This window comes from Methylorubrum sp. B1-46 (assembly GCF_021117295.1).
GTDB lineage: Bacteria > Pseudomonadota > Alphaproteobacteria > Rhizobiales > Beijerinckiaceae > Methylobacterium.
Genome location: NZ_CP088247.1, coordinates 2,955,643 through 2,973,772, shown reverse-complemented (window position 1 = coordinate 2,973,772; position 18,130 = coordinate 2,955,643). Strand labels below are relative to the sequence as shown.

Here is an 18,130-nt window from a genome sequence, read left to right as displayed (position 1 = left end):
ATCTTTAAGCAGAGCTGCGGCATTCTCGGCCGTATCCAGGGAGTTGCCGATATGCGCGCTGCATCGGGAGCCGGAACGGGCATCGGACGGACCCTGTCCGTCGCCTTGGCCGCCCTTTTCGCCTTCGGCCAAGCCCCGGTCCGCGCTGAGGAGCCCGCCGCCGGGAGCGAGGTCGTCATCCGGAAGGCCGCGGTCGATCCGGCGGAGACCCCCGCCCTCTCCCCTGATACGAGCGAGGGGGTACCTTCGACTGCGGAAGCTCCCGCACCGCCGGAGGAGCCAGCTCCGATCACCGTCATCCAAGGGCCGCCTGCACCGGTGGCACCAAGCGAGCCGCTTCCGGCGGCCGTCTATGCCCGCCTCAACGACACCGCGCCGCTGCTGCAGCGGCTGACCGGAAAGGATCGCGAGGCGATCCAAGCCTTCTACGCGCTCGGCGATTTCAAGCCGATCTGGATCGAGAAGGGCGCCTTCAATGCCGCCGCCAACGCGGCGATCGCGCGCCTGCGCGCGGCGGGGGAGGACGGGCTCGATCCGAGCGCCTACCCGGTGCCGGCGGTGGGCAAGCTCAGCCGCCCGGACACGGATGCCGAGATCGCCGAGGCCGACCTCAAGCTCTCCGCCTCGCTTGCCCTCTACGCCCGCGACGCCCGCGGCGGACGGGTGAACCCGGCCGCGATTTCGAAGCTGATCACGCCCACCCTCGACCTGCCGAGTGCCGACGCGGTGCTGACCCGCCTCGCCGCGGCGGGCGCCGGGGCCGGCGAGGTGCTGCAGGGCTACAATCCGCGCCAGCCGGGCTACCTCGCCCTGAAGCAGCGGCTCGCCGGCCTGAGGGCCGGGCGGACGCAGGGAGCGCCGAGCGTCAAGCTTCCAGACGGACCCATCCTCAAGCTCGGGATGAGCGATCCGCGGGTGCCCCTGCTGCGCAGCCGGTTCGGTCTCGAATCGCGTTCGGCCGGCACGCTCGATGCCGCGCCCGGCGAGTCCAACGCCTACGACCGCTCCGTTGCCGACGCCGTGAGGGACTTCCAGCGCAGCCGCGGCTTGCCGGCGAACGGAACGCTCACCCGCGCCACCGTCGCAGCGCTCGCCAATCCGAGCGTGCCGAAGGCGAGCGCGAGTGAGGCCGACATCCTCGTCAACATGGAGCGCTGGCGATGGCTGCCCTCCGAACTCGGGCCGGACTACGTCTTCGTCAACGTGCCGGAATTCAAGCTGAAGGTTTTTCGTGAGGGGCGCCTTCGCGACGAGACGCGGGTGATCGTTGGTAAGCCGACGAGCCCGACGCCGACCTTCTCGGGGATGATGGAGTATGCTGTCGTCAATCCGTCCTGGTACGTGCCGCCCTCGATCCTCAAGCAGATGCTCGCCTCCGGCCGCACCGCCGGGTTCGAGGTCGTGCGGCGTGGCGGCAACATCTCCCTGCGTCAGCCGCCGGGCGAGCGGAATGCGCTCGGCTTCATCAAGTTCATGTTCCCCAACCAGCACGCGGTCTATCTGCACGACACGCCGAACCGCTCGCTGTTCTCGGCCTCGACCCGCGCCTTCAGCCACGGCTGCGTCCGCGTGGACGATCCGTTCCGGTTCGCCGACGCGGTGTTGCCGAACTGGACGCAGGAGCGCCTGAAGAAGCTGATCGGCAAGGGCGAGCGGACACTGCGCCTGCCCGAGAAGCTGCCGGTCCATCTCGCCTACTTCACCGCGGAGGTGGATGATCTCGGCTCCTACCGCACCCTCCCCGACCTTTACGGCTATGACGGCTCGATGAAGGTTGCGCTGGGTCTCAGTTCCCGCTCGGACGCGGTGGCGAAGGCTCCCGCCGCGGGCAAGAAGGCCGCCGAGGCCCGCCCGGTGCCGCGTCAGGCTGCGCCGCGCGAGCCCGTGCGCCGCACGGCACCGCGTCGGGCGCCCGACATGTTCGGCGAGACGGAGGGCAGCCAAGTCTACGCCTATCCGCAGCGCAGCTTCTGGTAGGCGCGAGGCCACGCTGTTTCCCGCCCAGATCGGCGATTTCTCCATCCCGTGTGGGACAGCGCCGGTTGAGGGACTTGCGAGGCTCTTTTTTGCCACGGTTCGCCCGTAGCGGTCGCTGAAGACGGCGAGCAGCATGGGCCCCGAAACGACCCGCCTTTCCGGTCCTCGGCCACCTTTGCGCCCCTCGCGGCATCGCCGATGTCGCGCCCGTCCCGCGAGGTGAGGACCATGCTGCGCACGATCCGGAACCGCCTGCCCTCCAAACGGACTTCGCGTCTGAAGCGTCTCGCTTCGGCCGCCGGCGCCATGACCGCCCTGCTCCTGGTCGGGACTGCCGAGACTCAGGACGCGGTCGCCAACGGCGACACGCGCAGCCTTTCTCTGGCGCACGAGCATACCGGCGAGAGCCTGTCGGTGACGTTCAAGCGCAATGGGCGCTTCGACCGCGCCGCCCTCGACCAGCTCAACTGGCTCCTGCGGGATTGGCGCGAGAACGAATCGATCAAGATGGACCCGCGCCTGTTCGACGTCGTCTGGGAGGCGCAGCGCTCCATCGGTTCGACCGCCCCGCTGCGCATCGTCTCCGCTTATCGCAGCCCGAAGACGAACGGGATGCTGCGCCGCCGCTCCTCGGGCGTGGCCGAGACCAGCCAGCACATGCTCGGTAAGGCCATGGATTTCTATCTCACCGATGCCTCGATCGATCAGATCCGTGCTATCGGCATGCGGATGCAGCGCGGCGGCGTCGGCTGGTATCCTCGCTCCGGCTCTCCCTTCGTCCATCTCGATGTCGGCTCGGTGCGCTCCTGGCCGCGCATGAGCCATGACCAGCTCGCCCGCCTGTTCCCGGACGGCAAGACCGTCCACCTCCCCGCCGACGGCAAGCCGCTCGCTCGCTACGAGGAGGCGCGCGCCGAGATCCTGTCGCGCGGCGGCACGGTGCTCGGCTACACCGCGGTCGCCAGCGCCGACGAGATCGATGACGGGCCGGGCCTCAAGCGTTTCTTCGCCTCGCTCTTCGGCGGCAGTGGGACGGACGCGCCGCCGGCCGCGCTCGCCAATGCGCCGGCGCCATCCAAGGCGCGGGCCAAGCCGAGCATCGCCGTCGCCAGCGCCGACCCGGCCGACGCCTCCGCGGCGATGGCCTACGCTGCGCCCAGCGCCTCTGAGGCCCTGCGCGCGACGAGTCTGCGTCGCGACGGAGCTTCAGCGAAGGAATTGCTGACGGGCGAGACGGAGCAATCCGTGGTCGCGCCGCTGCCGCCGCGGCGTCCCTCCGAATTTGCCGTTGTCGCCACGGCTCTCACCATTCCCCTTCCGCCGCAGCGTCCGGTGCGGCTGGCCTCCCTCAACGGCGAAGGCCTCGGCGGCATGGTGCATGTCGCGCAGGCGGAAGCCGACGCCGCGTCCGACACCACGGAGCGCAGCCCTCCCGAGGCATCCCGCGTGCTCGCGGATGCCGACCCGCGCGAGCAGATGCGTGGTCTGCTCTTCGCGGCTGTTGAAGGTGTCTCCGAGCCCGTGGTCGCGGCGGCTCCCGTCCGCGTGGCGCTGGCACGGCCGCGCCCCGACGAAGTTTTGCCTGCGGAGGCGCTGCACATCCCTTCGGAGCCGCTCGCAAGCCGCTTCTCGACAGAGCCGTGGCCGTTCTCGGCGGCACGGTTCACCGGCTCCGTTACCAACGGACCCGCCCTTGCCCGTTGACGCGAGGCGAAGCCCGAACGGACGGCGGCGCAGCCCTCTCTCGAAGGCTCGCTCGCCGGTTCGCTTCGGCTCCGCCCCCGCGACGCGGATAGGTCCTACGCCATCCCGAGCGCCTGAAGGTACAATTCGAGGATCGCCTCCTCCTCCTGGCGCTCGTCGTGGTCGCGCTTGCGCAGCGAGATGATCTTACGCAGCACCTTCACGTCGAAACCGTTGGCCTTGGCTTCGGCGTAGACGTCCTTGATGTCGCCCGCGATGCCAGCCTTCTCCTCTTCGAGGCGCTCGATGCGCTCGATGATGCTCTTGAGCTGGTCGGCGGCGACCGAGGACGGATCGACGGCGGGGGCAGGCGAGGCGGCCATGGCGGCGCTCCTTCACGCGAGGGATGGCGTGCGCCCGAAGACCCACGCCGGATGCCCAGGGGTTACGGCATCAACCTTACCTGCTCGTTGATGCCGGGTCCGCCCCTCAGTGGCCGCCGGTCTGACCGGAGGCGAAGCGTGCCTGCTGGTTGGGACTCGCCTCGGTCTGGTGCTTCTGCTTCCACTCCTCGTAGGGCATGCCGTAGACATGCTCGCGGCTCTGGTCCTTCGAAAGGCCGAGTCCGCGCTCATCCGACGCGTCCTTGAGCCAGTTCGACAGGCAGTTGCGGCAGAAGCCGGCCAGATTCATCAGATCGATGTTCTGCACATCGGTGCGGTTGCGCAGATGCGAGACGAGGCGGCGGAACACGGCCGCCTCCAGCTCGGTCTGCGTCGCGGGGTCGATTCCGTTCATTGGGTCGGACATGGTGCGGGTCTCTCAGTCGATCGGATGCCGCAGAGGTCGTCCTGCGGCGCGGTCGCGTCAAGCGGGCGCAGCATCGCCGAGCGATCACGCGAAGCCGCTTGAGCGGCTTCGCGGCGCGAAGAGCGCCGCGCGAAGTGGGCATTTCGAGGCGTGAGCCCCGGAAGGCGTCGAGTGGAGCGAAAGCTAGAGCCCGCGGAAGCGGGCCCTGGCGATCGAGGCCGGCAAAAACAAGGGTGATCACCTTCAGGCGATTGCCCTGCGCAGCATCGGCCCGAGGATACGGGCGAAGCGCTGCGCCCATTCCTCCTGACCCTCCGGGCCGCCGATGAGATCCTGGCGGATCTCGATCAGGGCGTTGGGCAGGCCGCGAGCCGTGGCGTGCCGGTCGATCGTGTCACCCGGCAATCCGCCGCCGTAGGGCTGGTTGTCGCCGACGCACAAACCCGCCGGATCGGCCTTCAGCGCCTCGATGATCAGGCGGCTCAAGCCGGTATCCCGGTCGTAGAGCACCCCGACCTGCCACGGCCGGGCGATGGTGCGCCAGAACGGCGTGAAGCTGTGCATTGTCACGATCATCGGCCGCACGTTGGCGGCCTCCGCATCGGCGACCGCCGCGTCCACGGCACGGTCGAACGGCACGTAGAAGCGCCGGATCCGTTCGGCGATGCCGGCCGCATCGATGCGGGCGTTGCCCGGCACGATCGCGCCATCGGAGAGACGCATCACCAGGGTGGGGTCGAGGCGTCCCCGGTTCGGGTCGATGATGAGGCGCGAGAACTGCGTGAGCACGGCCGGCACGCCGAGCCGGGCCGCGAGCCGGCGGGTGACCTCGGCAGCGCCGATATCGTAGGCGATGTGGCGGGAGAATTCCCGCTCGGGCACGCCGAGCCGCCCGAGATCCTCCGGCACCGCATTCGAGGCGTGTTCGCAGATGAGCAGGAGACCGCGGGACGGATCGCCCTCGATGCGTTCCACAGGATGTTCGGGGCGTGTTCGGATCTCGGGTTCGACGGAGAGCATAGGCACCTATCTGGGCCGGTGTGGCCGGATCGGAAGGGGCAGGCCCGGTATGGCAGGCTTGCGGGCGGGATAGATCGCTCCGCGGTCAAAAAGAATGCTCGGCGGCACGAAAGTTTTGTGAAATCGCTGAGGCTTGCCGACACGGCAGCGCTCGGGCAAGCAAACGCTCAAACAAGAACCGTGCGAGGACGCCCATGACCGCCCCCATGACCGCCCCTGGCCCGACCGATCCGGCCAACGCGGAGCGTCGCGCCCTCCTCTCGTCGATCCTCGATGAGGCGATCGCCGCCGCGCACCCGCGCAAGTGCCTCGTGGGACACCTGCCGGCGCCGACGCCGGGTCGGTTGATCATCCTCGGCGCGGGCAAGGCCGGCGGCAGCATGGCCGCGGTGGCGAGCCGGTTCTACCGCCAGGAGCACGGCGTGCCGGAGGACCGGATCGTCGGCCTCGCGGTGGCGCGGCACGGTTACGGCGAGGACGCGCCCGGCATTCGCATGGTCGAGGCGGGCCACCCGGTGCCGGATGCCGCGGGCATCGAGGCCACCAAGGAAGCGCTTGCCATCGCCGCGAGCGCCGGCCCGGAAGACGAGGTTCTGGTGCTGCTCTCCGGCGGCGGCTCGGCGAACTGGATCGCGCCGGCCGGCAACCTGACCCTGGCGGAGAAGCAAGCGATCACCAAGGCGCTGCTGCGCTCGGGCGCCCCGATCAACGAGATCAACGCCGTGCGCAAGCACCTCTCGCGCATCAAGGGCGGTCGCCTCGCGGTCGCCGCGCGGAATGCGAAGTCGATCCTGACGCTGGCCATCTCGGACGTGCCGCACGACGATCCGTCGGTGATCGCCTCCGGCCCGACGGTGCCGGACCCCTCGACGCTGGCCGACGCGCGGGCGATCTGCGAGCGCCGCGGCATCACCCTGCCCGACTCCGCCCTGGCCCTCCTGAACGACCCGGCCAACGAGACGCCCAAGGCGGGCGATCCGGCTTTTGCGCGCGCCGAGTACCGCATCATCGCCCGGCCGATCGATGCCCTCGAAGCGGCGGCCGAAGCCGCGCGGCGCGCCGGCTACGAGCCGGTGATGCTGGGGGCCGACCTTGAGGGCGAGGCCCGCGAGGTCGCGGCCGACCATGCTCGCCTCGCTCTGGAGGCGAAGCGGGCCGGCCGGCGCGTCGCGCTCATTTCGGGCGGCGAACTTACCGTCACCATCCGTGGTGAGGGTGATGGTGGGCCGAACCAGGAATACGCGCTCGCTCTCGCTCTTGCTCTGGACGGCGCCGAGGGGATTGCCGGCATTGCCGCCGACACCGACGGCACCGATGGCGGGCGCGGCGCGGCGACCGACCCGGCGGGCGGCCTCGTCGATGAGACGACGCTGGCGCGGGCGCGCTCGGCCGGGCTCGATCCGCAGGCGATGCTGACGGACAACGATTCGACGCGATTCTTCGCGACAATCGGCGATCTCGTTCAGCCGGGCCCCACCCGAACCAATGTCAACGATTGCCGCGTCATCCTTGTGGGCTGAGACCCGATCCAAAGTCCGCCGCCGATCGCGGCGGGCTCTTCCGGCTCTGAGCCTTGCGGTGGGACTGGCCGCCCTCCCCGTCTCCGCTCGCGCCGACTTGCGCCTGTGCAACCGGACCGCCAGCAAGGTCGGCGTGACGCTGGGCTATCGCGATGCGCAGGGCTGGGTGACGGAGGGCTGGTGGGAGCTGAAACCGCGCAATTGCGAGACTCTGCTTCGCGGGTCCCTGGCGGCGCAGTTCTATTACATCTACGCCGTCGATTACACGCGCGGCGGCGAGTGGAGCGGTCGCGCGATGATGTGCACACGCGATACCGCCTTCACGATCCGCGGTGTCGAGGATTGCCTCGCGCGTGGTTTCGACCGCAACGGCTTCATCGAGGTCGACACCGGCCAGCAGCGGAACTGGACGATCCAGCTTTCCGATCCCGGACAGCCACTCGCCGGCGGACCGTGAAGCGGGCGCCGAAGTGCCTCTCACAAAACTTGCGCTGCGCTGTCGTCTCCAGAGCGAGAACGGCCGGTGATATCGGGAGCTTTGTGAGGCACTCTAAGCTCGCAATGAAAGCAGCTTCGATCATCGCCCGATTGCTGCGCTCTGCCCGATAGAGTGAGACGAGGCCGAAGCTATTCCGGGCGTGATCCGTCCGAGGAACTCGCGCTGCGGATCGCTACGCGAGGGCATCGTGCAAGGTTGAGCATCGAGCGCAATTCATCGAATTCCATTTCGCATCGCCTCTTCCGAAAGCCTGCGGCGCCCTTCGGTAACCATGGAGCATCCGTTGAAACGAAAACGGGCGCCCCGAAGGGCGCCCGCTTGGCTCGGTCAGCGTCAGAGTAAGACTCAGAGACCGCTGAACTTGTAGTTGAAGCCGGCGCGGATCAGGCTGCCCTCGGTGGAGAAGCGCGAGGTGTAGGAGCCGGCGGGGACGGGAGCGGTCTGGTTGATCAGCACGTTGCGGCTGCCGAGATCGTAGCGGATGTACTCCGCCTTGATCGTCACGTCCGACTTGATGCCGAGCCAGCGGCCGATGGAGAAGTAGTTCAGGAAGCTGTCGACCGGGATGGCGTACTCGATGCCGCCGCCGTAGTTGTAGCCGGTCTCGAAAATCTTGCGACCGCCGCCGGTGTACTGCAGCACGGTGGCGCCCGGGTTGTAGAAGTCGGCGCCGTAGCTGACATGGCCGAAGGCGAGACCGCCGGTGCCGTAGACGAAGAACCGGTCGAAGGCGTAGCCGAGCTTGCCGTTGACGGTGCCGAGGAAGTCGAGGTCCTGCGTGTAGACGCTGGCATTGCCAACGGCCGGGTTCGGCGTGCCGTAGAAGCCGGTCCGCTTGTCGAGGTCGAGCCAAGTGGCGTCGAAGGCGATACCCGCCACGAAGCCGGAGCCGGGCGTGAACTGAACGTTGTAGCCGAAGCCGCCACCGATACGGGAGAATCCATCGACCTCGCTCTTGATCGAGGCGGCGCGGCGGCCGAGCACCACGTTGGCGCCCGTGAAGGGATCATTGCCGCGGGTCTGGATGTTCGGGTTGTCGGTGAAGGCGTAGCCGGTGTGCAGGCCGGCATAGAACCCGGTCCAGGTGAACACGGGGACCGGAGCGAAGGCGACCGGCGGAGCCTCGCGGCGGGGCAGGTCGGCGGCAAGGGCCGCGGTGGTCGCGAGCGCTGCGGCGCTGCCCAGGAGGAGTGCTCTGATCACGGTGTAGATCGCCTTTGGAAGGTGCTGATTTCAACGCTGACGTTAGCAGCGGTGCGGCCAAGCTGCCTATGACTTTCCAGCAACACGCAGCGCAGATGCCGCTCCGGTTGCGTTCACGAAACATTAAAGCTGCAAGTACCGCGAAGTTAAACGGCGGTGACAATGAGGTTTGGAATCAAAGGTTCCGTCGGTCGGAAAATTCCTGACACGTGTTCGGGATGCGGCCTTGACCTGTGAGGCTGAGCGATGCTTGTGGCCCACAAGCCCCCGTCCGGCCATCGGCACCGCTTCATCAGGTGCCGCACATCTGCCGGGCCGTTCCCGCGCGCGATGTCCGCGATCGGCGGGTCCAGCGGGTGTTGGAGGCTCCATTGAAGCGCTCGCGCCGCACCAAGATTGTCGCTACCCTCGGCCCGGCATCCGACACGCCGGAGATGATCGAGAAGTTGTTCCACGCCGGTGCGGACGTTTTCCGCATCAACATGAGTCACTTGGCCCGCGAAAAGCTGCCGGAGCGGATCGAGGTGATTCGCACCATCGAGCGCGAGGCCAAGCGCCCGATCGGCATCCTCGTCGACCTCCAGGGTCCGAAGCTGCGTCTGGGCACCTTCGTCGGCGATGCCGCCGAACTGGAGAACGGTCAGACCTTCGTGCTCGATTCGGATCCGACGCCCGGCGACACGGATCGGGTGTTCCTGCCCCATCCGGAAATCTTGTCCGCGCTGGAGCCCGATCACGGCATTCTGATCGATGACGGCAAGCTTCGGCTTGTCGTCACGGAGGTGAGCGAGGGCCGTGCGGTCACTCGCGTCGAGGTCGGTGGGCGCATCTCGAACCGCAAGGGCGTGTCGCTGCCCCACACCGTGCTGCCGCTGCCGGCGATGACGGAGAAGGACCGGGGCGATCTCGAAGCCGGTCTGGCCGCCGGTGCGGACTGGATCGCCGTTTCCTTCGTGCAGCGGCCCGAGGACGTGGCCGAGGTGAAGAAGGTCGCCGCCGGGCGCGCCCAGGTGATGGCCAAGATCGAGAAGCCGCAAGCGCTCTCGCGCCTCGACGAGATCATCGAGATCTCCGACGGCATCATGGTCGCCCGCGGCGATCTCGGCGTCGAGATGCCGCTCGAGCAGGTTCCGGGCGTGCAGAAGCGGATCACCCGCGGCGCGCGCCGGCTCGGCAAGCCGGTCGTCGTGGCGACGCAGATGCTCGAATCGATGATCACCGCGCCGGTGCCGACCCGCGCCGAGGTGTCGGACGTCGCGACTGCCGTCTACGAGGGTGCGGACGCGGTCATGCTCTCGGCGGAGAGCGCCGCCGGCCAGTTCCCAGTCGAGGCGATCAGCACCATGAGCCGGATCGCCGAGCAGGTGGAGCGCGACGCGCTCTACTGGTCGATCCTGATGGCGCAGCGCTCCGAGCCCGAGCCGACCGCCTCCGATGCCATCGCCGCGGCGGCGCACCAGATCGTCGAGGCGCTCGGCCTGCGCTCGATCATGGCCTGGACCCATTCCGGCTCAACGGTGCTGCGTCTGGCGCGTGCGCGGCCCGATGCCAGCGTCATCGCCCTGACGCCGAAGCGCGAGACGGCGCGGCGCCTGACCATGGCCTGGGGTGTGCACCCCATCGTCACCAAGGATGCCAGCGACGTGGACGACATGGCGTTCCGCGCGGCAAAATTCGCGGTGCGCGAGCGCTTCGCCGAGATCGGCGACCGCGTGATCGTCGTGGCGGGCGTGCCGTTCGGCATTCCGGGCGCGACGAACATGGTGCGCATCGCCTTCGTCACCCGCGAGCACGCCGAGCGAGCCTGAAGCATCGTCCCGAATGCTGGCCGCCAGCTTCCGGGACAAGACGACGCTCTAACGAGCCATCGTCTCCGCCAAGCCCTCGACTTCGCGCACCAGCCGGTCGGGGGCGGTATAGGTGATCATATGTCCGGCGCCCGGCAGCACGACGTGCCGGGCGTGCGGCATCGCCCGGCTCAGCGGATCGGCCTGCAGGCGCGTCTGAACGATCGGGTCGGCTTCACCGGCAACGATCACGCTCGGCACGCGGAGGCTTTCGTAGCGCGGCGCCTGCTCGGCGAGGGCGGCGGGAAGGCCGGCCAGATCCTGGATGTTGGCGAGCGCCGGGCCCGGCCGCAGGATCAGCGGCGCGCGGCTCGCCTCGATGTAATTCTCGACGGCCTGCTCCGGTCGAAAGACACCGACCGCGACCGAGGGCAGGTAGGACAGGCCGAGCGGCACGGCGATGGTCCGGGTCAGCAGCCACGTCACGGGCGGCGTGAGCGCGAGCCCCGCCCACCAGGGCAGCGGTCGCGGCGGGAGCGGCATCGCCACGGGCGCGACGAGGATGAGCCCCGCCACCTGTTCCGGCCGGTCGAGGGCGATCCGCAGGGCGAGCGCACCCGACCAGGAATGGCCGAGGAGGATGACCGGTCCGACGCCGAGGCGGTCGAGGGCCTGTCCGAGCGCCCTTCCCTGGAAGGCCGGCGAGGCAGCGTCCGCGCCGGCGATTCGGTCGCTGTTGCCGTAGCCCGGCCGATCGAAGGCGATGACGCGGAAGCCCGCCCGAGCGAGAGGACGCCCGACGCCCTCCATCGGGTCGTAGGCGTTGGCCGAGGCACCGTGGAGGAGAACGACCGTAGCCCTCGCTCCGGTCGTGGGACCGTCTTCGAGATAGGCGATGCGCCCGCCCTCGACATCGATGCTGCGGTCGGCGGCCGGATAGCGGGCCTCGACGCGCCAAGCGATCAGCCGCGTCGCGACGGCTGCGCAGGTCAGCGCCAGCGCGACAAGCCCGACGGCCGCAGTGATGCAGCCGAGGGCGAAGCGGACAAGATCGGCGAGGCCCACGACCGGTGGCTCAGAGGTCGCGACCGTCAACGTCGGGTTTCAGCCGCTCGATCGCCTTCTTCAGCACGTCCCATTGCGGGTAGAGCGCCTCGGCCCGGCGGAAGGCGTCGAGGGCGCGACCCTTGTCGTCCTGAGCGAGGTAGAGCTTTCCGAGCGCCGCCCAAGCCTCGAAATGCCGCGGCTCCAGCACCAGGGCGCGCTGCAGGTCGGCAATGGCGGTCGAAGAATCGGACAGGCGCCAGAATAGGGTCGCCCGCCGGCTCCAGCCCTCGGACCAGTTCGGCTCCAGGGCAACGGCCCGGTCCATCAGTTCGACGGCGAGCGGCAGATCGTTGCCGCTCATCGCCTGCCGGGCGCGGTCGGAGAGAAGATCGGCGGTCGCGCTGCCGGATCGGCCGAGACGGCGCTCGATCAGGGTGGCGATCGCCTTCGCCTCGGTCTCGTCCCCCGCCTGCTTGAGGCGGGTGTAGAGGTCTTCGAGGCTGACCGGCGGGTGCGCCTTGCGCTCCTTCTCAGGTCGCGCCTTTTCCGCCGCTGCTGCCGGATGGCCGCCGCTCGCGAGCGCGAGGCCGAAGCAGAGAGCGGTCAGGAAGGGAATGCGGCGAGCGTCCATGGGTCCGGAGCTTCCACCCCGAACCCGGCTTCCGTCAACGCGCTTCGGTGCCGCGCATGATTCGCGGCCAAACCGATCGGCGCCGGGGATCAGCCCTGGCGGGCCTTGAAGCGCTTCTGGGTCTTGTTGATGACGTAGACGCGGCCCTTGCGGCGCACGAGCTGGTTGTCGCGGTGACGGGCGCGGAGCGACTTGAGCGAATTGCGAATCTTCATCGGTCTCACATCGGCACGGATTCGAGACCGGCCGCCTGTTGTTCAAGGTGTCTCGAAGGGACGGAGCGTCACAAGGACGCTCCGGCGATGACGTCGGCGACATCGCGGGGAGGCGGTCGCCTTATCAGACAACCCGCCTGCGAGGCAAGATTGTCAGCGTTCCCGCCACGCTTTGGCGATCTGATCGGTCAGGGGCTTGGTGAGGTAGGACAGCACCGAGCGCTCGCCGATCTGCGTGAAGGACTCGACCGGCATGCCCGGCACCAGCCGAAGCCCCGCGAGGCGCTCCTTCTGATCCTCGCGGATGCGGATGCGCGCGGTGTAGTAGCTCTGCCCGGTCTTCACGTCCTGGGTCACATCGGCCGAGACCCGCACCACCTCACCGTCGATCTCCGGCGTGGTGCGCGTGTTGAAGGCGGGAAAGCGCAGCACCGCCTTCTGCCCGACCCGGACGTTGTCGATGTCCTGCGGCTGCACCCGTACTTCGACGAGGAGCTGGTCGGAGGCCGGCACGATCAGCATCGCCGGCTCGCTCGGCACGACGAGGCCGCCGATCGTGTGCACGCTCATCTGGTGCACGAAGCCGTCCTGCGGCGCGCGCAGCTCCACCCGCTTGAGCTGGTCCTCGGCCGCCACCCGCTTCTCGCGCAGCTCCGACCACTTGCCGCGGATCTCGGCCAGATCCTTGCCGGTCTCCGTGCGCATCTCGCCGTCGATCTGGAGGATCTGCAGCTCGGTCTCGGCGACCTTGCCGCGCGCGGAGGCCGTCGAGGCGATGAGCTGGCCGCGCTCGCCCTCGAGCCGGGCGGCGTCGCGCTCCAGCGCCGTCACGCGGGAGAGCGGTACGAGGTTCTTGGCGTAGAGGTCGCGCACGCCGGTCAGTTCGTGGCCGATCAGGCCGATCTCACGGTCCTTGGCGGCGGCCTGCTTGGTGAGCCCATCGATCTCCTGGCGGAGCTGGTCGATGCGCTCGCGCAACTGTGCCTTCTGGCCCTCGCGGCCGGCGACGCGGGCGGCGAACAGGCGCGATTCGCCGTCGATCAACCGCGCCACCGTGGGATCGGTGTCGATGCGCGACACGAGATCGGGCGGGAAGGCGATGGTCTTGAGGCCGTCGCGCTCGGCCTCGTCGCGGGCGCGACGGGCGGAGAGCTCGTCCATGGCCTTGAGCACGATGTCGAGACTGGCCCGCGTCTGCGTCTCGTCGAGGCGGATCAGCACGTCGCCGGCGGCGACCCGTTGGCCCTCACGGGCGAGGAGTTGGCCGACGACGCCGCCGGTGGGGTGCTGGACCTTTTTCACGTCGGTCTCGACCACGAGCTGGCCCGGCGCGATTACTGCGGCCGAAATGTCGGTGAAGACAGCCCAGCCGCCGACGCCGAAGACCAGGGCGACCGAGAGCCCGATGGCAACGGCGAGATGGCGCCGGATCGAGCTTTGGGCAACCGGCCGCGGCAGCGCCGGGGCGAGGCCATTCAGGGGGACAAGCGTCGAGGACATCAGGCACTCTCACGAATCGCGGGCGCGGCCACCTGCGCGGCCGGAGCCTCGGCAGCGACCGGAACGGGGGTCGGCGCCGGGCGCAGCACGCGCTTGAGGATCTCGTCCTTGGGCCCGAAGGCCTGGGCGCGGCCGTCGGCCATCATCAGGATCAGGTCGAGGGCGGCGAGCGCGCTCGGCCGGTGGGCGACGACGACGCAGATGCCACCGCGTTGGCGCACGCCGAGGATCGCCTGCGTCAGCGCGTTCTCGCCCTCACTGTCGAGATTGGCATTGGGCTCGTCGAGCACCACGAGGAAGGGCTCACGGTAGAGCGCGCGGGCCAGCCCGACGCGCTGGCGCTGCCCGGCGGAGAGGCCGGTACCGCCCTCGCCGATGCGGGTGTCGTAGCCCTCAGGCAGCCGCAGGATCAGCTCGTGCACGCCGGCCGCCTTGGCCGCCGCGATGATCGCCTCGGCCGGGGCGTCCGGCTCGAAGCGGGCGATGTTCTCGGCCACGCTGCCGGCGAACAGCTCCACCTCCTGCGGCAGGAAGCCGATATGCGGCCCGAGGTCGCCGCTCGTCCACTGGTCGAGGGCGGCGCCGTCGAAGCGAACCTTTCCGCGCACCGGCGGCCAGACGCCGACGAGGGCGCGCACCAGTGAGGATTTGCCGGACGCCGAGGGACCGATGATGCCGAGCCCCTGCCCCGCGCGCAGGCCGAAGCTCACATCCTGCACCACAAGGCGCGGCGTGCCGGGCGGGGCGACGTTGGCGCCCTCGACGGTGATGGTCTCGGAGGGCGCCGGCAGCGCGTGTGGCCGCTCAGCCTGCGGCATCCGGGCCAGCAACTCGGACAGCCGGAACCAGCTCTGGCGCGCGGCCACGAAACCCTTCCAGTTGGCGATGGTGAGTTCCGCCGGTGCGAGCGCGCGGGAGACGAGGATCGAGGAGGCAATGATGACGCCGGCGCTGGCCTCGTTGTGGATGACGAGCCAGGCGCCGAGCGCGAGCACGCCCGATTGAAGCGCCATGCGAAACACCTTGGAGCCGGCGCCGAAGCCGCTGCCGGCATCCGCCACGGCCTGGTGCGCGTTCATGTAGTCGCGGTTGGCCCCGGCCCAGCGCGCGGCGAGGCGCTCCTGCATGCCCATGGCGGCCAGCACCTCGGCGTTTCGGCGTCCGGCCTCGGCGAGGCCGTTGCGCCGCATGCCGTGGCCCGTCGCATCCCGCGTCGGGCCTTTGCTGGCGCGATCGGTGAGGAAGGTCAGGGCGATCAGGATGCCCATGCCGACGAGGGCGGCGACACCGATCAGCGGATGAAACAGAAAGCAGATCGCGAGGTAGAACGGCATCCACGGCAGGTCGAAGAAGGCCGAAGGGCCGGAGCCGGACAGGAAGGCGCGGATCTGGTCGAGGTCGCGCAGGGGCAGAAGGCCGTCGCCCTGGGTCACGCCCTTCAGCGGGGCGCGCACCACGAGGTCGAACACCCGCCCGCTCAGAGACTCGTCCAGTGACGCACCGATGCGGGCGAGGATGCGGCCGCGGATGGCTTCGAGCACGCCCTGAAAGGCGTAGAGCGCCAGCGCGAGAGCCGCCAGGCCGATCAGGGTCGGCACCGAGCGGCTCGGAATCACCCGATCGTAGACTTCGAGCATGAAGAACGAGCCGGTGAGATAGAGGATGTTCACCAGGCCGCTCATCACGGCCACACCCACGAAGGCCGTCTTGCACTGTCGGAGTGCGGCGGCAATCTCGTTCCTGTCGCGCCTGTCGCTCACCGTCTCATCCCCTAAGCTCAACGGCCCTCGAGCGAGCCACCGGTCCATGCGTCTCGTGGCCCCTTATCGAAAGGGCAGGTGATAGCGCGAAATGCGACCAAATTTCAGCATATCGCCACTAATCACAATGGTTTACGCCATTAGAACTACGGATATCTTGAAGAAAAATTAATGTATATTGACTAGGTTCGAGGATCGACTGAATACGATGACTCAGCCAAGCGATAGGTCTGGCGAGTATCGGACTGCTTGCGATTACAGGCTTTCAAAAAAGTTGTTATGACATCGCGAGCCAAAAAAAGAGCCGCCAGCCCGATGGACCAGCGGCTCTCGACGAGGGATCTCGCCAAACCGGCAGCAGTTCCCGCTCCTGCCTCAGGGTGAGGGCGCCGGTGACTGCGGCGCCGGATCGGCCGGGGGCACGGGCACCGCCATCTCGGCCGTCGATTTCGCCAGTTCGGGGTAGGTCTCGATCACGTGCGCGCCTGCCAGCGGCTTGCTCTGGCCGTTGTGGCAGGTGGCACAGTTCAGCTTCGGCGCATCACCGGTCGGGCCGAGGCGGTTGGGCGGGAAAGTCGAGGTCAGCGGTTCGATGTAGTCGCCGTTGAGGTCGCGCACCATGCGGATGGCGTGCCAGGCCAGCGTGCGCTGCGGCGTGCTCTGCTCCCAATTCGAGATTGCTCGGGTGTTGTGGCAGTAGGTGCAGTTGACGCCGAGCGACGACGACATGTGCATCATCAGGCCATAGGTCTTCTCCGCGGCCTGGATCGGCTTGCCCTTGCTCTCCGGCAGAGCCGTCGTCGCGTTCACGCGGATCAGGTTCTCGTCGGCATCCTTCTTGCCGAAGAATTCGCTCAGCGTGTCATAGGGCAGCGAGGCGAGACCGACGGAGGGCGAGGCCATGTTCTGCCCGTTGTTGCGGGCGATGAAGCCGGTCTTGTAGTTCGGTCCCGGATTCTGGAACCAGATGTTTGTCGGCACGGGCTGGCCCCGGTGGCAGGTATAGCAATTCACCCCCGCCTCGCCGACATGCTTCTCCTTCCAAGTGGTGTTAATGTGCTGCACCATCTGGATCATCCGGCGGGCGACCTGCTTCTGATAGAGGCTGTCATCGGCCATGTTCTCGGTGTTGTGGCAGTAGGTGCAACCCTGCTCCGGACTGACCCACTCCGTCATCGAGGTCATCAGGCGGTTGAACTCCTCGACGCTCAGATCTTTCAGAACCTTCACGTTCTCGTAGACGGCGCCGGCCTTCTCGGTGCCGGGCTCGACCGGATCGGCCGGGGCCGGCGGCAGGTTGGCGGCCTTCAGCGCCGCCGCGCCGGATTTCGTCTGGATCTGATCCATGCCGGTGCCGCGGAAGCCGTGCTGCTGGGCGAGGATCGGGGGCTTGGTCCAGCCGGCCGTACCGAACTGGGCGATGGTGAGAAACAGGGCGACGACGGCGCCCGCGACCACGAGCAGCGTCTTCATGGCGTCCCCCCTGCGGTTCCGCCCGGCACGGCGAGCGGATCGGTGATCGGACCGTAGATCTGCGGGTAGGCCGGTGCGACGCCGTGCTTGACCGCCCAGAGGTACCAGTTGTCCACCACGGTGCCGGTCAGCAGGATGCCGATACCACCGGTCAGCGTCGTGAGCACCGCGAACCACCACGCCCAGCGGTGGACCGATTCCATCGTGGCGTTGAAGCCCATGGTCCAGCGCCAGAACAGAGCGGCGCGCTCGGTGGCGGTGCCGCGATCGACGATCTGGTCGATCTCACGCTCGGCGCCGTAGCGGCTGGTGGCGAGGATCGTGCCCCCGTGCATCGCGAACAGCAGCGTCGATCCGTACAGGAAGACGATCGAGAGCATGTGGAAGGGATTGTAGAACAGGTTGCCGTAGCGCAGCGAGAACGCGGCGGTCCAATCGAGGTGCGGGAAGAGGCCGAAGGGCACCGCCTCGCTCCACGAGCCCATCAGCAGCGGGCGGATGAAGCCGAGCACGAGGTAGAGCCAGATGGCGCTCGCGAAGGCCCAGGGCACGTGCGTGCCCATGCCGAGTGCGCGGGCGCGGCGGTACATCCGCACCCACCACAGCAGGATCGAGGCGGTGAGGAAGAAGCCGGCGATCAGCCACCAGCCGCCCTCGTTGAGTGGCGGCAGCACCTTGAGCCCGTATTTGGGCAGCGGCGGCTCCAGCGCCAGCCAGGGCAACTGGCGCACGAACTGGATCGGATCCCAGTTCACGCTGGCCCACATGTTGAGGCCGATGATCTCGAAGGCGATCAGGCCGCAGGCGAAGGACAGGGCGCCAAGATAGCCGCCGTAGATCGGTCCGACCTGGGAATTGCCGATCAGCCCGAACAGGTAGCTGTTGAACGGCCGGCCGATACGGGAATCGACCGAGATCGGGATGCCGTGTTCCGGCTCGACCGGGCGCACCTGCACCTGGGTGAAGATGTTCTGATAATAGGCCACGGCGTCTCCCTCCATGGAC

General features: G+C 68.4%; 16 protein-coding genes. 5 read left to right on the top strand and 11 right to left on the bottom strand.

What is annotated here, in order from left to right; genetic code table 11:
- The first annotated feature begins 51 nt into the window (after window positions 1–51).
- Together LPC10_RS13730 and LPC10_RS13725 are read left to right on the top strand one after the other, a co-directional pair.
- Window positions 52–1,977 (top strand): murein L,D-transpeptidase, encoded by a 1,926-nt coding sequence (locus tag LPC10_RS13730; protein WP_231342408.1) that lies wholly within the window; start codon window positions 52–54, stop codon window positions 1,975–1,977.
- Between the two features lie 228 nt (window positions 1,978–2,205).
- Window positions 2,206–3,681: a DUF882 domain-containing protein gene (locus LPC10_RS13725; RefSeq protein ID WP_231342395.1), complete on the top strand. Its 1,476-nt coding sequence runs from the start codon at window positions 2,206–2,208 to the stop codon at window positions 3,679–3,681.
- A 95-nt stretch (window positions 3,682–3,776) separates the two neighbouring features.
- Here the strand turns inward: LPC10_RS13725 and LPC10_RS13720 are convergent, their stop codons facing one another.
- From LPC10_RS13720 to LPC10_RS13710, 3 genes are all read right to left on the bottom strand, one after another.
- Window positions 3,777–4,043: a DUF2312 domain-containing protein gene (locus tag LPC10_RS13720; protein ID WP_003601858.1), complete on the bottom strand. Its 267-nt coding sequence runs from the start codon at window positions 4,041–4,043 to the stop codon at window positions 3,777–3,779.
- Window positions 4,044–4,149: 106 nt separating this feature from the next.
- Window positions 4,150–4,470: a DUF1244 domain-containing protein gene (locus LPC10_RS13715; protein ID WP_231342393.1), complete on the bottom strand. Its 321-nt coding sequence runs from the start codon at window positions 4,468–4,470 to the stop codon at window positions 4,150–4,152.
- A 243-nt stretch (window positions 4,471–4,713) separates the two neighbouring features.
- Window positions 4,714–5,490 (bottom strand): N-formylglutamate amidohydrolase, encoded by a 777-nt coding sequence (locus tag LPC10_RS13710; RefSeq protein WP_231342392.1) that lies wholly within the window; start codon window positions 5,488–5,490, stop codon window positions 4,714–4,716.
- Window positions 5,491–5,696: 206 nt separating this feature from the next.
- Here LPC10_RS13710 and LPC10_RS13705 point away from each other — a divergent pair, with 206 nt between their 5' ends.
- Window positions 5,697–7,010, top strand: coding sequence for a glycerate kinase (locus LPC10_RS13705; protein ID WP_231347044.1), 1,314 nt, complete (start codon window positions 5,697–5,699; stop codon window positions 7,008–7,010).
- Complete coding sequence (locus LPC10_RS13700) at window positions 6,976–7,467, top strand: DUF1036 domain-containing protein (protein ID WP_231342391.1); 492 nt, start codon at window positions 6,976–6,978, stop codon at window positions 7,465–7,467. The genes LPC10_RS13705 and LPC10_RS13700 overlap by 35 nt, the downstream gene beginning before the upstream one ends.
- A gap of 387 nt (window positions 7,468–7,854) precedes the next feature.
- Here the strand turns inward: LPC10_RS13700 and LPC10_RS13695 are convergent, their stop codons facing one another.
- Window positions 7,855–8,712: an outer membrane protein gene (locus LPC10_RS13695; RefSeq protein WP_231342390.1), complete on the bottom strand. Its 858-nt coding sequence runs from the start codon at window positions 8,710–8,712 to the stop codon at window positions 7,855–7,857.
- Window positions 8,713–9,083: 371 nt separating this feature from the next.
- Here LPC10_RS13695 and pyk point away from each other — a divergent pair, with 371 nt between their 5' ends.
- Window positions 9,084–10,520 (top strand): pyruvate kinase, encoded by a 1,437-nt coding sequence (pyk, locus tag LPC10_RS13690; RefSeq protein ID WP_231342388.1) that lies wholly within the window; start codon window positions 9,084–9,086, stop codon window positions 10,518–10,520.
- A 48-nt stretch (window positions 10,521–10,568) separates the two neighbouring features.
- Here pyk and LPC10_RS13685 read toward each other — a convergent pair whose 3' ends face one another.
- The 7 genes from LPC10_RS13685 to pufM form a co-directional block, all read right to left on the bottom strand.
- Window positions 10,569–11,564, bottom strand: a complete 996-nt coding sequence (locus tag LPC10_RS13685; protein WP_231342383.1) for an alpha/beta fold hydrolase — start codon at window positions 11,562–11,564, stop codon at window positions 10,569–10,571.
- 10 nt (window positions 11,565–11,574) lie between these two features.
- Window positions 11,575–12,177 carry a tetratricopeptide repeat protein gene (locus LPC10_RS13680; RefSeq protein ID WP_231342380.1) on the bottom strand — a complete coding sequence of 201 codons (603 nt, stop codon included), beginning with the start codon at window positions 12,175–12,177 and terminating at the stop codon, window positions 11,575–11,577.
- 89 nt (window positions 12,178–12,266) lie between these two features.
- Window positions 12,267–12,392 (bottom strand): type B 50S ribosomal protein L36, encoded by a 126-nt coding sequence (gene ykgO, locus LPC10_RS13675; protein ID WP_017486015.1) that lies wholly within the window; start codon window positions 12,390–12,392, stop codon window positions 12,267–12,269.
- A 153-nt stretch (window positions 12,393–12,545) separates the two neighbouring features.
- On the bottom strand, window positions 12,546–13,892 hold the full coding sequence (locus tag LPC10_RS13670; protein ID WP_231342378.1) for an HlyD family type I secretion periplasmic adaptor subunit: 1,347 nt from the start codon (window positions 13,890–13,892) through the stop codon (window positions 12,546–12,548).
- Complete coding sequence (locus LPC10_RS13665; RefSeq protein ID WP_370644727.1) at window positions 13,892–15,574, bottom strand: type I secretion system permease/ATPase; 1,683 nt, start codon at window positions 15,572–15,574, stop codon at window positions 13,892–13,894. The genes LPC10_RS13670 and LPC10_RS13665 overlap by 1 nt, the downstream gene beginning before the upstream one ends.
- A 453-nt stretch (window positions 15,575–16,027) precedes the next feature.
- The gene (gene pufC, locus LPC10_RS13660) at window positions 16,028–17,125 is read right to left on the bottom strand and encodes a photosynthetic reaction center cytochrome PufC (protein ID WP_231342369.1); all 1,098 of its coding nucleotides are present in this window, start codon (window positions 17,123–17,125) and stop codon (window positions 16,028–16,030) included.
- Window positions 17,122–18,111, bottom strand: a complete 990-nt coding sequence (pufM, locus tag LPC10_RS13655; RefSeq protein ID WP_231347043.1) for a photosynthetic reaction center subunit M — start codon at window positions 18,109–18,111, stop codon at window positions 17,122–17,124. The genes pufC and pufM overlap by 4 nt, the downstream gene beginning before the upstream one ends.
- Window positions 18,112–18,130 lie beyond the last annotated feature (19 nt).